The 12412-nt window shown below is 58.8% G+C and carries 12 protein-coding genes and 3 tRNA genes; 10 read left to right on the forward strand and 5 right to left on the reverse strand.

All coding sequences use genetic code 11. From position 1 onward, the window contains the following. Positions 1-10 precede the first annotated feature (10 nt). From BMZ36_RS08505 to fabF, 5 genes are all read left to right on the forward strand, one after another. The gene (locus tag BMZ36_RS08505) at positions 11-967 is read left to right on the forward strand and encodes a beta-ketoacyl-ACP synthase III (protein WP_091194684.1); all 957 of its coding nucleotides are present in this window, start codon (positions 11-13) and stop codon (positions 965-967) included. 49 nt (positions 968-1016) lie between these two features. Beyond that, positions 1017-1946: an ACP S-malonyltransferase gene (fabD, locus tag BMZ36_RS08510; protein ID WP_091194508.1), complete on the forward strand. Its 930-nt coding sequence runs from the start codon at positions 1017-1019 to the stop codon at positions 1944-1946. A gap of 53 nt (positions 1947-1999) precedes the next feature. After that, positions 2000-2743, forward strand: a complete 744-nt coding sequence (gene fabG, locus BMZ36_RS08515) for a 3-oxoacyl-ACP reductase FabG (RefSeq protein WP_091194511.1) — start codon at positions 2000-2002, stop codon at positions 2741-2743. A gap of 126 nt (positions 2744-2869) precedes the next feature. Further along, entirely contained in the window at positions 2870-3106 is a 237-nt protein-coding gene (acpP, locus tag BMZ36_RS08520; protein WP_091194687.1) for an acyl carrier protein, read from the forward strand. Positions 3107-3255: 149 nt separating this feature from the next. Further along, positions 3256-4500 (forward strand): beta-ketoacyl-ACP synthase II, encoded by a 1245-nt coding sequence (gene fabF / locus BMZ36_RS08525; protein ID WP_091194514.1) that lies wholly within the window; start codon positions 3256-3258, stop codon positions 4498-4500. 281 nt (positions 4501-4781) lie between these two features. Here the strand turns inward: fabF and BMZ36_RS08530 are convergent. From BMZ36_RS08530 to BMZ36_RS08540, 3 genes are all read right to left on the reverse strand, one after another. After that, positions 4782-4855 (reverse strand) — tRNA-Cys (locus BMZ36_RS08530). A 49-nt stretch (positions 4856-4904) separates the two neighbouring features. Next, positions 4905-4980: transfer RNA gene (locus BMZ36_RS08535), tRNA-Gly, on the reverse strand. A 35-nt stretch (positions 4981-5015) separates the two neighbouring features. After that, positions 5016-5091 (reverse strand) — tRNA-Gly (locus BMZ36_RS08540). Between the two features lie 278 nt (positions 5092-5369). On the opposite strand from BMZ36_RS08540, the gene nadA reads away from it, so the two are divergent. After that, positions 5370-6290 (forward strand): quinolinate synthase NadA, encoded by a 921-nt coding sequence (nadA, locus tag BMZ36_RS08545; RefSeq protein WP_091194519.1) that lies wholly within the window; start codon positions 5370-5372, stop codon positions 6288-6290. A gap of 12 nt (positions 6291-6302) precedes the next feature. After that, entirely contained in the window at positions 6303-7358 is a 1056-nt protein-coding gene (locus BMZ36_RS08550) for a bifunctional nicotinamide-nucleotide adenylyltransferase/Nudix hydroxylase (protein WP_091194522.1), read from the forward strand. 46 nt (positions 7359-7404) lie between these two features. On the opposite strand, the gene BMZ36_RS08555 is transcribed toward BMZ36_RS08550, so the two are convergent. Together BMZ36_RS08555 and BMZ36_RS08560 are read right to left on the reverse strand one after the other, a co-directional pair. After that, positions 7405-8682 carry a L,D-transpeptidase Cds6 family protein gene (locus BMZ36_RS08555; protein ID WP_177187832.1) on the reverse strand — a complete coding sequence of 426 codons (1278 nt, stop codon included), beginning with the start codon at positions 8680-8682 and terminating at the stop codon, positions 7405-7407. 5 nt (positions 8683-8687) lie between these two features. Next, a complete protein-coding gene (locus BMZ36_RS08560; protein WP_091194530.1) occupies positions 8688-9698 on the reverse strand; it encodes a nuclear transport factor 2 family protein in 1011 nt (336 codons plus the stop codon). A 77-nt stretch (positions 9699-9775) separates the two neighbouring features. Between BMZ36_RS08560 and BMZ36_RS08565 the strand changes: the two genes are divergently transcribed. The 3 genes from BMZ36_RS08565 to BMZ36_RS08575 all read left to right on the forward strand — a co-directional run bounded on the left by BMZ36_RS08565 (position 9776) and on the right by BMZ36_RS08575 (position 12371). Continuing rightward, the gene (locus BMZ36_RS08565) at positions 9776-10120 is read left to right on the forward strand and encodes a DMT family protein (protein WP_091194534.1); all 345 of its coding nucleotides are present in this window, start codon (positions 9776-9778) and stop codon (positions 10118-10120) included. Between the two features lie 85 nt (positions 10121-10205). After that, complete coding sequence (gene upp / locus BMZ36_RS08570; RefSeq protein ID WP_091194537.1) at positions 10206-10832, forward strand: uracil phosphoribosyltransferase; 627 nt, start codon at positions 10206-10208, stop codon at positions 10830-10832. A gap of 294 nt (positions 10833-11126) precedes the next feature. After that, complete coding sequence (locus tag BMZ36_RS08575; RefSeq protein ID WP_091194541.1) at positions 11127-12371, forward strand: uracil-xanthine permease family protein; 1245 nt, start codon at positions 11127-11129, stop codon at positions 12369-12371. Positions 12372-12412 lie beyond the last annotated feature (41 nt).

Genomic DNA, 12412 nt, shown 5'->3' on the forward strand with positions numbered 1-12412 from the left:
AATTGTGACCATCTATTCCCGTATCGCCGGCACAGGCTCGTGTTTGCCGGCCCAGACCCTGACCAATCACGATCTTGCGCAGCGTATCGAGACCAACGACGAGTGGATTGTCTCGCGGACCGGTATCCGTGAGCGACGCATCGCCGCGGAAACCGAGCTGACTTCCGATCTGGCCGTGAAGGCCGTCGAAGCGGCAATCGAGGCGGCGGGTGTTTCGCGTGACGAAATCGACCTCCTGATCCTGGCCACGACGACGCCGGACCAGATATTTCCTTCTACGGCCTGTATCGTCCAGCAAAAGCTGGGTGCGCACGGTTTTCCCGCGTTTGACGTACAGGCAGTCTGTGCCGGGTTCATTTACGGGCTGACGATTGCTGACCAGTTTATCCGTTCCGGGGGCGCCAAGTGCGCGGTCGTGGTGGGCGCCGAGGTGATTTCGCATATCCTGGACTGGACCGATCGCGGTACTTGCATCCTGTTCGGTGACGGTGCCGGCGCCGTGGTGCTCAAGGCCAGCGACGAGCCAGGCATCCTGGCGACGCGGGTGCATGCCGACGGTCGCTACAAGGATATCCTCAATGTTCCGGGCAAGGTCCGCAATGGTGCCATCGATGGTAGTCCATGGGTTTACATGGACGGCAGCGCGGTATTCAAGTTTGCCGTGCGTGCGCTGGCCGACGTGGCTGAAGAGACGCTGAATGCAGCCGGAATGGAAAAGGCCGACCTCGATTGGCTGGTTCCGCATCAGGCCAATCTGCGCATCATCGAGTCGACGGCCAAGCATCTGCATTTGCCGATGGACAAGGTGATCGTGACATTGGACAAGCACGGCAATACCTCGGCGGCATCGATTCCGCTGGCGCTGGACGAAGGCGTGCGTTCCGGGCGTATCCAGCGCGGCCAATCGGTGATGCTGGAGGGTATCGGCGGCGGCTTTGCCTGGGGCGGCGCACTGCTGCGCTACTGATTTTTCGAGAGGCCGTTCCGGCCTCGTTTTTTGAGCAAGGAGCAAGACGATGACTTTTGCTTTGGTTTTTCCCGGTCAGGGATCGCAATCGCTGGGCATGATGAAAGGCTTTGCCGATGATGCATCGGTGCGCCAGACTTTTGAAGAAGCCAGTGCGGCCCTGGGGCAGGATCTCTGGGCAATGTGCGCCGAAGGTGCTGATGCTGCGGTGATCAATGCGACGGTCAACACCCAGCCGCTGATGCTGACTGCAGGCGTGGCCATCTTTCGTGCCTGGCGTGCAGCGGGGGGCGCGGCTCCGGTCGTGGCCGCCGGGCATTCGCTTGGCGAATACACCGCTCTGGCGGCCGCGGGTTCGATTGCCTTTGCTGATGCCGTGAAGCTCGTACGCTTGCGCGCCGAGGCCATGCAATCTGCCGTGCCGGAAGGGCAGGGCGCGATGGCGGCGATTCTGGGGCTGGACGATGCCGTGATCGTGGCCGCCTGCGCCGAAGCTGCGCAAGGCGATGTGGTCGAGGCTGTGAACTTCAATTCGCAAGGGCAGGTCGTCATCGCCGGCAGCAAGCCGGCGGTCGAGCGTGCCATGGAATTGTGCAAGGCCAAGGGCGCCAAGCGCGCCCTGCCGCTGCCGGTTTCCGTGCCGTCGCATTGTGCCCTGATGAAACCAGCGGCTGAGAAGCTGGCTTCCGCTTTGGAGGGCGTCCCGGTTCGTGTGCCGGAATTCCCGGTGTTGCACAATGCTGACGTAGCCGCTTACACTGACCCGGCGCAAATCAAGGACGCCTTGGTGCGTCAGCTCTACCAGCCGGTGCGCTGGGTGGAAACCGCGCAGAAGATGGCGGCGGATGGCGTGACGGTCATGGCCGAATGCGGTCCGGGCAAGGTACTTGTTGGTTTGAACAAGCGCATCGCAGCTGATGCGCAGCATTTCGCGCTGACCGACCTTGTGGCCTTCGATGCCTTGAAGGCTGCGCTTTAAATACGGGTATGGCGGGTTGAGCTGCGGCCGACCCGCTCCAAGACGGAGAGGATATGAGTCTGCAAGGTAAAATCGCGCTGGTGACCGGCGCATCGCGCGGGATCGGTCAGGCGATCGCTCTTGAGTTGGCCGGAATGGGTGTGACCGTAATCGGAACGGCCACTTCCGATAGCGGCGCGGAGGCCATCACAGCCTATTTGAAAGAGGCCGGCAATGCCGGTCGGGGTATGCGTCTGGAGGTTACTGAAGAGGGCGCGTGCGACGGTATCGTCGAAACGATTACCAAGGAATTCGGCGGCATCGACATTCTGGTGAACAATGCAGGCATCACGCGCGACAATCTGTTGATGCGCATGAAGGACGAGGAATGGGACGCGCTGTTTGCCACCAATTTGCGCCCGATCTACAAGCTGTCCAAGGCCGTGATGCGCGGCATGATGAAGTCCCGCTGGGGGCGCATTATCAACATCACTTCGGTGGTGGGGGCAATCGGCAATGCCGGCCAGACCAACTATTCCGCAGCCAAGGCCGCCATGTTCGGTTTTACCAAGAGCCTGGCCAAGGAGGTTGGCAGCCGCGGCGTGACCGTGAATGCGGTGGCTCCGGGCTTCATCGATACCGACATGACCAAGGGGCTGCCCGAAGAGCAAAAAGCCAAGCTGGTGGAAAACATTGCATTGGGTCGTTTGGGGTTGCCGCAGGATATTGCGGATGCCGTGGGCTTTCTCGCATCCGACAAGGCGGGTTACATTACGGGCTGTACCCTGCATGTCAACGGCGGAATGTTCATGAACTGATCGTCAAAGATTGGCAGATCGAGGATAATTTGATACCTTGTCTGCCAATTTCTGGTTTGCGTGGCGCTTTTTTTGGTAGAATGCGCTCGCACTTTTTCTGATTTCTCATAAGGCTTGGAAGAATCCATGGAACAAATCGAACAGCGCGTGAAGAAGATCGTTGCCGAACAACTTGGCGTGCCGGAAACCGATGTCAAGACCGAATCCTCTTTCGTGAACGATCTTGGCGCCGACTCCCTCGACACCGTTGAGCTCGTGATGGCTCTCGAAGAAGAATTCGAGTGCGAAATCCCGGACGAAGAAGCCGAAAAGATCACCACCGTTCAGCAGGCCATTGACTACGTCTCTGCCCACCTGAAGTAATTCGTTGCAATGCTCGGACCTCTGCCTGACGCTTTCAAGGAAGCGCCGGTCAGGGGTTTTTTGCTTGTGGCGCCGATTTTGGAGGCTGTTCAAGGTCCGTGCTGAGAAAACTCTCAACAGGGTTGTGAACAGGCTCTTAGGAGAATACCGTGTCCAAACGTAGAGTCGTCGTAACCGGCTTGGGCCAGATTTCCCCGGTGGGGAACGATGTGGCTACCGCCTGGGCCAACCTTCTGGCTGGCAAGTCCGGCATTGGCCGTATCACCCGTTTCGATGCCGGCGATATTGCCTGCCAGATTGCGGGTGAGGTCAAGGATTTCGATATTACCCAGTACATTCCGGCCAAGGATGCTCGCCGGATGGACCTTTTTATTCATTTTGGCGTGGCTGCAGCTTTGCAGGCGATCGCCGATTCCGGTCTGGATGATGCTCAGGGCCTCGACAAGACCCGTATCGGTGTGAATATCGGTTCGGGTATCGGTGGTTTGCCGTTGATTGAAAACACCGGTGTGGATGTTGTCAACGGCGGTATTCGCAAGATCGGTCCGTTCTTCATCCCGGGCTCGCTGATCAACCTGATCGCCGGTCATGTGACCATTCTCAAGGGTTATCAGGGGCCGAGCTACGGTATCGTCTCTGCCTGTACGACGGGTGCGCACTGCATCGGCGATGCGGCGCGCATGATCCAGTACGGCGATGCAGATGTCATGGTGGCTGGTGGCGCGGAAGGCGCGATTTCCCGATTGGGTGTGGGTGGCTTTGCTGCCATGAAGGCGCTCTCCACGCGTAACGATGACCCGGCAACGGCTTCGCGTCCGTGGGACAAGGGGCGTGATGGTTTCGTCATGGGCGAAGGTGCTGGCGTATTGGTGCTGGAAGAGTACGAGCACGCCGTCAAACGCGGCGCCAAAATTTATGCCGAGCTCTTGGGTTTTGGCATGAGTTCCGATGCTTACCACATCACTGCGCCGAATGCGGAAGGCCCTGCTCGTGCCGTGACCAACGCGCTTCGCGATGCGGGTTTGAATGTTGATCAAATCGATTACGTCAATGCGCACGGTACTTCTACCCCGCTGGGCGATGCCAACGAAACCAACGCGCTCAAGCTGGCGTTGGGCGAGCATGCCAAGAAGGTTGTTGTGAACTCGACCAAGTCGATGACTGGTCACCTGCTTGGTGCTGCTGGCGGTGTCGAGGCTATCTATTCTATTCTGGCTCTGCATAACCAAGTATCCCCGCCGACGATCAACCTGTTCGAGCAGGATATCGAGGCGGGTTGCGATCTCGACTATGTGGCCAATACTGCGCGCGAAATGAAGATCGATGTGGCGATCTCCAATTCGTTTGGCTTTGGTGGCACCAACGGCACGCTGGTATTCAAGCGCTTTGCTTGATCAGGGTTTGCTTGCTGTTAAAAATGGCTGCTTCGGCAGCCATTTTTGTTGCCCGCGAGTTTTTGGGTGGGCCCGGGTAGAGGTAATAATAAACTCATGGGATGACCTGCTGGTTCTGCAAATCAAACAATGCCGAAGTGGTGGAGCTCTGGATGGTTGGTTTGGCGCGGGAGAGCAAATGGCTGCTGTGCGGGAATCTGGAAAGAAAGGCTGTATGGTGGTTGCGTGAACGCCAGAAAGCAAAAAGCCCAACCAAAAGGCCGGGCCAAGTGCTTGTTTCCTGGAGGCGGGTGGCGGAATCGAACCGCCCTAAACGGATTTGCAATCCGCTGCATAACCTCTTTGCTAACCCGCCACGCTATTTGTAAAAAAAGGAAAGTGTGTAACTTTCCTTTTTTTGAATTTGGAGCGGGAGAAGAGTCTCGAACTCTCGACCTCAACCTTGGCAAGGTTGCGCTCTACCAACTGAGCTACTCCCGCATGGAGTCTGCTGTCGGACACGTCTGTCAATCATTTGGAGCGGGAGAAGAGTCTCGAACTCTCGACCTCAACCTTGGCAAGGTTGCGCTCTACCAACTGAGCTACTCCCGCGTTCTGTTGCTTCGTGTCCTGCATCAGAGAGGCCGAATTATCCAGATGGGCGGCATGTGTGTCAAGCGGTTGCGCAAAGATTTTTTGTGTTTGTGTATGGGGTGGAGGAGTAATTCTGCCAAATCAAGGGGTTCTATCTGTGCGGAGCAGTATGCTACGATTGTGATTCGGCAGGTTTGCCTTCAGGGATTCTGGAGGCGTAGAAGAAATCTGCCGGGTTTGATTGCTTGTTCATATTCCTGCCGGGAAGACCGGCTTGCTTTGCATGGAGGATTGCCATGTCGCGTCGCGTCGTAACACTTGCCCATTACTATACCCAGCCCGAGATCCAGCAGATGGCGGACAAGGTGGGTGATAGTCTCGAACTTTCCCTGTATGCCAAAGAATGCGCGGCCGATGTGATCGTGTTCGCCGGCGTGCGCTTCATGGCCGAGACGGCCAAGATACTGAACCCGCAGGCCGAAGTCATCCTGCCCGATACCAATTCGACCTGTTCGCTGGTCACGCAGACCGATGTCGCCGCCCTGAAAAAATGGCGCGAATCGTATCCCGACCATGTGCACGTTTCATACATCAACTCGTCGGCGGAACACAAGGCGCTTTCCGACTGGATCGTGACCAGCCGCAACGTCGACGATGTCATCGCCCACCTCTACGCCGAGGGCAAGAAGGTAATCTTCTCGCCGGACCGCAACATGGGCGCTTATCTCAACTTCCAGTACGGCTACGATATGCCGCTGTGGAGCGCGGTCTGTGAGGTGCATGACAAATTCAACCAGGCTGCGCTCGACGAAGCGTTTGCCGCCACCCCGGGCGCCAAATACCTTATCGCGCACCCGGAAAGCCCGTTGCCGGTGCTGCTGCATGCCGATTACGTGGGTTCCACCTCCGGGATGCTCAACTGGATCAAGGCTTACGACCGCGAACCGGAGGCCACCATTTTCGTGGCCACGGAAGAGGGCATCCTCTACAACATGCACGCCGCCCGTCCGGACTTGCGGATCGTGCAGGCGCCGATCTATGCCGGCTGCCAGTGCAACCAGTGCCCCTACATGAAGATGAATACCATCGACGCGGTGCGCAAGGCGCAGCGTGGCGAGGGCGGAATCAGCATCGACTATCTGGATGCTGCATTGATGGATGCTGCGCGCTTGCCGATTGAGCGCATGCTGGAGTTTTCCCGACGCTATTACGCCTGAGGTGGTGGCCATATGCTCGATTATCTGGTGTTCATCGGCCGCTTCCAGCCCTTTCATCTTGGCCACCTGAAAGTCATCGAAACGGCGCTGCAGCGGGCGCACAAGCTGATCGTGATCTGCGGTTCGGCGCGCCAGGCGCGCAGCCCGCGCAACCCGTGGACGGTGGCCGAGCGCGAAGCCATGCTGCGCGCGGCCTTGCCGGCGGAGTGGCAGGAGCGCGTGTTCGTTGTAGGGTGCTCGGACCGCATGTACAACGACCAGCAATGGGTGACTGAAATCCAGAACCTCGTTGACAAGGTGATCGCGGTGGATACGGCGAGCCTGGGCAGTCGCGAGGCGCAGTTCCGGGTCGGAATCATCGGCGGAACCTGTCGCAAGGAGGCGTACTACCTGGACATGTTCCCGCAGTGGCAGCGTATCGAAGTGGCCGAATTACCCAATCTCCGTGCCTCCGAATTGCGCGGCGAAATTTTCGACGATGCCGGTGTGCGTTTCGAGCGCTGCACAGCCCGCCTGCCCGGCCCGGTCTTCGCTTGGTTGCAGGCATTCCGCGAAACCGAAAGCTGGCGCACGCTGGAGGCGGAATGGCGTTTCGTGCGCGATTATCGCCGGGCTTGGGAGGGGGCGCCTTATCCGCCGACGTTCGTGACGGCCGATGCGGTGGTGATTCACTCGGGGCACATCCTGCTGGTACGGCGCAAGCATCTGCCAGGCAAAGGCTTGTGGGCGCTCCCCGGCGGGTTTGTCGATCAGGACGAGCTGATCCGCGATGCAGTCATTCGAGAGCTTCGCGAAGAAACTCGCCTTAAGGTGCCTGCGCCCGTATTGGCGGGCTCGATCCGCACGTCGCGGGTGTTCGATCATCCGTATCGCAGCATGCGCGGGCGGACCATCACCCATGCCTTCCTGATCGAGCTGACGCCAACCGGCGAGGGGTTGCCCAAGGTGCGCGGGAGCGACGATGCGGATCGGGCGCGCTGGGTGCCGCTGTTCGAGTTCAATCGGATGGAAGAGCAGTTGTTTGAGGACCATTTCTATATCGTGAACTGGTTCCTCGGGCAGATATAAACTTCCCGATATGAAAAAAGGCCTCGCAAACTGCGAGGCCTTTTCCTTATGCGCCCTTGTTGGCCGCGCCTTCCCAGACGATCCGCCAGTCACCGTTCTCCTGTTTCCAGTACAAACGTTTTTTCATGTTGTTGTTGAGGTTGTTGCTCTTGTAATCCTGGCCGAACGAAGTCACCAGCATTGGAGCGGTTCCGCCAGATGAGAAGATACTCAACTCCTCAAGCTGGATCTTGGCCCACTGTTTGCTGCTGTTGACGCTGGTCTTCTGGCTCTGCCAAGAAGCCAGATCCTGACCGTCTTCGCTGCGGAATTGCTGGCCATAATGGCCAAGGTAGGTCGTCGTATCCAGTTTTTCCCAAGCGCTGCGCCAGGACTCGATCTTGGCGAGTGCTTTTTCCTTTCGTTGCTGCCATTCCTGTTGCGGCAGCCATTCCAGTTTTTCGGTGATGACGACTGGCGTTGAGCCAATCTGCAGGTGTTCTGCAACCTGACTCATTTCCGGGTTGGTTAGCACCACGCAGCCGTTGGAGGCTTGCGGGGCTCTGGCATAGGTTTGCGCTGGGCTGCCGTGCAGCCAGATGCCATGTCCCGTGCGGCCTTCGCGTTTGTCCCATTCGTTCGGGTATGAGATTGGCCAAGCGCCTACGCCATACAAGTCGGCCTGTGCACCATAGGTTTTGTCCAGTTGGCTGCGGGGCATGTGGCTGGTGACGAAATAGACGCCCAGCGGTGTGCGCTGATCGCCTTCCCGGACCTTCTGTGCGCCCAGCTTGCCGATCGTGACATAGTGATCCCGAACCAGTTTCGGTGTGCCCCCCTGGTTTTCGAACAGGAACAAGCGGGAGACCGATGTGTCGACCACGACAGCATATTTTTGCTTGCTGGAGAATACCAGCACATTGGCTGGCAGCGCGTTGGCCGGAGGCGGGGATGTACGGCGCTTGATGCGTACCAGCGCTTCCTGCCGCAAATCCTCCAGGCGGTCGGTCGGTCCCTTGCTGCCGCCGCCGATGGAGTTGAGCGGCATGGCGCGCATGGCGTAGAGGTCGGCGCGCAGCAGATGAGCCAGCCGGTAATTCGGTTCAGCCGTCAGAAGCTGGTCGAGCGTAGCTTCCGCATCCTTGTAACGGCCTTCGCGGATGGCGTCTATGGCCGCGAGAACCATTTCTTCCGGCGTTCCCTTGGCGGCTACGCCGATGGCTTTATTGATCGACGCATTGTGGGCCGCGCTGTCGATGATCGGACGGGCGGCCGGGGCAAGAGCAAGCAGCAGTGCCACGGCAACGCCGTGCTTGATCAGGGAGGAAAGACGTATTTTCTTCAAGATTATCATCCGCCGGTACGTTCTTCACGGATCAACCAGCGGTTGCCGCTTTTTTGCATGATCATGGTCTTGCCCGTGCTGCTGCTCAGACGGTCGGATCGGTAGTTCTGACGGAAGCGAACCTTGGCGCTGTTGTCCGAAGAGAACTCCACCTTGAAATCCGATACTTTCACGTCAATCGACTTGGGAGCAGAAATGCGCTCGCGGCGCTCCTTGGCCCAAGCGTTGAATTTCTGTCCCTTGGGCGGGTGAAAATCACGATCATAGGCTGCCAGATAGCCGTTGACGTTCTGACGCGCCCAAGCATCGGCCCAGGACTGGATGGCTGCCACGACTTTTTGCTTGTCGGCGTCGCGATTGTCCGTTTGGGCGGGCTTGGCCGGTTGTGCGCTGGCAGCAGGCGGCTGCGGGGCCGGTTTGGCTACAGGCGGTGGCGTGACTGGTTTTGCTGGGGCGGGCACCGGCTCAACATTTGTGACCCGAGGCGTGGCGCCTTTTTGTTTGGCCACTGCAATCGGAGCCCTGCTGAAGAGTTCACGCACCAGCTTGAGCTTGGTCTTGACGTTGGGGTTGTGGTTTTCCAGTTGCAATGCCTTGTCGTAGGACTGGGAGGCAAGGCGGGCATACAGATCGCCGAGGTTTTCGTGGGCGATGGCGTAGCTGGGGTTGGTCTGGATGGCCATTTGCAGCGATTGGCGGGCCTTGTCGATCTGGTTTTGCTGGGCGTAAAGCACTGCCAGGTTGTTGTGCGGCTCGGGGAGTTGCGGGTAATCGGCAGCCAGGGCGGAGAATGTCTTGATCGCCTCGCTGGATTGCCCCGTCTCGGCCTGAATGATGCCCTTCAGGAAGCGGACCTGCGCATCCTTGGGATTGCCGACGAGAAACTTGTCGGCGCGAGCCAGCGCTTGCGAGTAGCGCTTGGCATTGATCAATTGCTGGATGTCTTCGGCTTCGCCCGCATGGGCGAAAACACCGAGAAATAGGGATGCGGCAACGAGAATGCGGCGGATCGACATGGAGTATTTCCGTGTATGCGATGGGTGGTTGGCATTAAACTGCCGCGATTTTAACAAAAGCTGTTGTTCCGCGCCCCATGCAATTTACTCCCGCCTTCTTTACGATTCCGCTGTTGATCGCCTCCAACGTTTTCATGACCTTTGCCTGGTATGGTCACCTCAAGCATGCGCAGAGCAAACCCTGGTTGCTGGCCGCTCTGGCGAGTTGGGGGGTGGCGCTGTTCGAGTATCTGCTGCAAGTACCTGCCAACCGGATGGGTTTTGGTTCTTTCTCGTTGTCCCAGCTCAAGATCATCCAGGAAGTCATCACGCTGGCCGTGTTCATTCCTTTTGCCGTTTTTTACATGGACCAGCCTTTCAAATGGGATTTCCTGTGGGCCGGACTCTGTCTGGTCGGCGCGGTTTATTTCATGTTCCGCTAATAAGTCAACGACTTGCCGGAAGCCGCAATGGCGGCAATTTTCGGCTGGTTTAAACTGTGCGGCGTCCATCTACTCTGGAGCCGCCATGAAAGTTACCGTCGTCAACCATCCCCTCGTGCAGCACAAGCTTTCCCTGCTGCGCGAAGCCGATGTCAGTACCAACAAATTTCGCATTCTGACGGAAGAGCTTGCCCGGCTTCTGGCCTATGAGGCCACGCGCGATCTGGAAACCGAGGAAATCACCATCGAAGGCTGGTGCGGCCCGGTCAAAGTGCGCCAGATCAAGGGCAAGAAACTGACTGTCGTGCCGATCCTGCGCGCGGGCTTGGGCATGCTCAACGGCGTGCTCGATCTGGTTCCGTCGGCCAAGATCAGTGTGGTGGGCCTTGCGCGCAACCACGAAACCCTGCAACCCGAACCGTATTTCGAAAAATTCGTCGGCCGTCTGGACGAGCGCATCGCCTTGATCATCGATCCGATGCTGGCGACCGGCGGCTCGCTCGCGGCCACCATCGACATGCTCAAGCGCAACGGCTGCAAGCAGATCAAGGCCATCGTCATGGTGGCTGCGCCGGAAGGCGTGAAGCTGGTGAACGAGCAGCATCCGGATGTCGAAATTGTCGCTGCCGCGTTGGACAGCCATCTCAATGAGCTCGGATACATCATTCCGGGGCTGGGCGATGCCGGAGACAAAATCTTCGGCACGAAGTAAAACCGGCGCAAACGGCCTCATGGCTTTGTCGCGCGCTGCTCGACATCCTCATGGGCAACACGCCCATTCCGGTGTCTGTGCTGCGGGCTTCGCGCCCTGAAGTCGTTATCTTATATGCTGATCGGGCGGCTGCGCCTTCGCATCTTGCGGTCGGGCGGTACTCGGAATCCTCATGGACTACATGTCCATTCCGGTCCCTGCGTTCCGGCCTTCCTCAACCTGCTTTGGCTCGCTCGCCCGATGAGTTTTGAACCCTCTAAACCTGTACGTTTTCAACCGTAAGGGAGTAACTCGATGTTTGCGACCTTGAAACAAGCCGTCTCCGGCGCGCAGATTCTGTTTGTCGCGTTCGGCGCGCTGGTGCTGGTGCCGCTGTTGACCGGGCTGAACCCGGCCATGGCTTTGCTTGGCGCCGGGATCGGCACGCTCGTGTTCCAGGCGTGCACCGGCCGTCAGGTGCCGATCTTCCTCGGCTCGTCCTTCGCCTTTATCGCGCCGATCATCTACTGCATGCAAACCTGGGGGCAGGGCGCGACGCAGTTCGGCCTGTTCGCCGCCGGCTTCATGTACTTCGTTTTTTCCGCGCTGGTTCGCTGGAAAGGCATGGACTTTGTGCACAAACTGCTGCCGCCGGTGGTGATCGGCCCGATCATCATGATCATCGGCCTGACCGTGGCAACCGCTGCTGCCGGCATGGCGATGGGGCAGGCGGGCGGCAAGCAGGTCATGGATTACCAGACCTCGATGATTCTGGCCGCCATTTCGCTGGCAACTACCATTGCGGTGGCCATCTACGCCAAGGGCATGTTCCGTCTGGTGCCGATTCTGGCCGGCGTCGTGGTGGGCTACATTGCCGCGAGCTTTGTCGGCTTCGTCGATTTTGCCAAGGTGGCCGATGCAGCATGGTTCGCCGTGCCGCATTTCGTCTCGCCGGAAGTAAACTGGTACGCCGCGCTGTTCATGCTGCCGGTGGCAATTGCCCCCGCGATTGAGCACGTCGGCGGCGTGATGGCAATCGGCGGCGTGACCGGGACCGACTACACCAAATCACCCGGCCTGCACCGCACGCTGGCCGGCGACGGTCTGGGCGTGTGTATCGCCGGCCTGATCGGCGGTCCGCCCGTGACCACCTATGCCGAAGTGACCGGCGCGGTCATGATCACCCGCAACTTCAACCCGGTCATCATGACCTGGGCGGCGATCTTTGCCATTGCCATGGCCTTCTTCGGCAAGTTCAACGCGCTGCTGCAGTCGATTCCGATGCCGGTCATGGGCGGGATCATGGTGCTCCTGTTCGGCACGATTGCCGGCATCGGCCTCAAGACCATGCTCGACGCCAAGGTCGACCTGATGGAGCCGCGCAATCTGGTAATTGTCGCCGTGGTGCTGACTTGCGGCATCGGCGGCCTGACGCTCAAGTTCGGCGCATTCGCCCTGACCGGCGTCGGCCTGGTGAGCTTGTTCGCCATCCTGTTGAACCTGATCCTCCCGCAAAAATCGGCGAGCCATGCCGGGATCGAGGAAGGGCAGGACATCTGATTCAGGTGGCTCTCGCCAAAGGCGCTACACGGTTGGGCCGT

This window comes from Formivibrio citricus (assembly GCF_900115065.1).
GTDB lineage: Bacteria > Pseudomonadota > Gammaproteobacteria > Burkholderiales > Chitinibacteraceae > Formivibrio > Formivibrio citricus.

Bases quoted from the DNA above. Each gene is read 5' to 3' on its own strand.
- BMZ36_RS08550 (WP_091194522.1), top strand. From the start codon at position 6,303: ATGCTCGATTATCTGGTGTTCATCGGCCGCTTCCAGCCCTTTCATCTT.
- nadA (WP_091194519.1), top strand. From the start codon at position 5,370: ATGTCGCGTCGCGTCGTAACACTTGCCCATTACTATACCCAGCCCGAG.
- BMZ36_RS08565 (WP_091194534.1), top strand. From the start codon at position 9,776: ATGCAATTTACTCCCGCCTTCTTTACGATTCCGCTGTTGATCGCCTCC.
- upp (WP_091194537.1), top strand. From the start codon at position 10,206: ATGAAAGTTACCGTCGTCAACCATCCCCTCGTGCAGCACAAGCTTTCC.
- BMZ36_RS08575 (WP_091194541.1), top strand. From the start codon at position 11,127: ATGTTTGCGACCTTGAAACAAGCCGTCTCCGGCGCGCAGATTCTGTTT.
- acpP (WP_091194687.1), top strand. From the start codon at position 2,870: ATGGAACAAATCGAACAGCGCGTGAAGAAGATCGTTGCCGAACAACTT.
- fabG (WP_091194511.1), top strand. From the start codon at position 2,000: ATGAGTCTGCAAGGTAAAATCGCGCTGGTGACCGGCGCATCGCGCGGG.
- fabD (WP_091194508.1), top strand. From the start codon at position 1,017: ATGACTTTTGCTTTGGTTTTTCCCGGTCAGGGATCGCAATCGCTGGGC.
- BMZ36_RS08560 (WP_091194530.1), bottom strand. From the start codon at position 9,698: ATGTCGATCCGCCGCATTCTCGTTGCCGCATCCCTATTTCTCGGTGTT.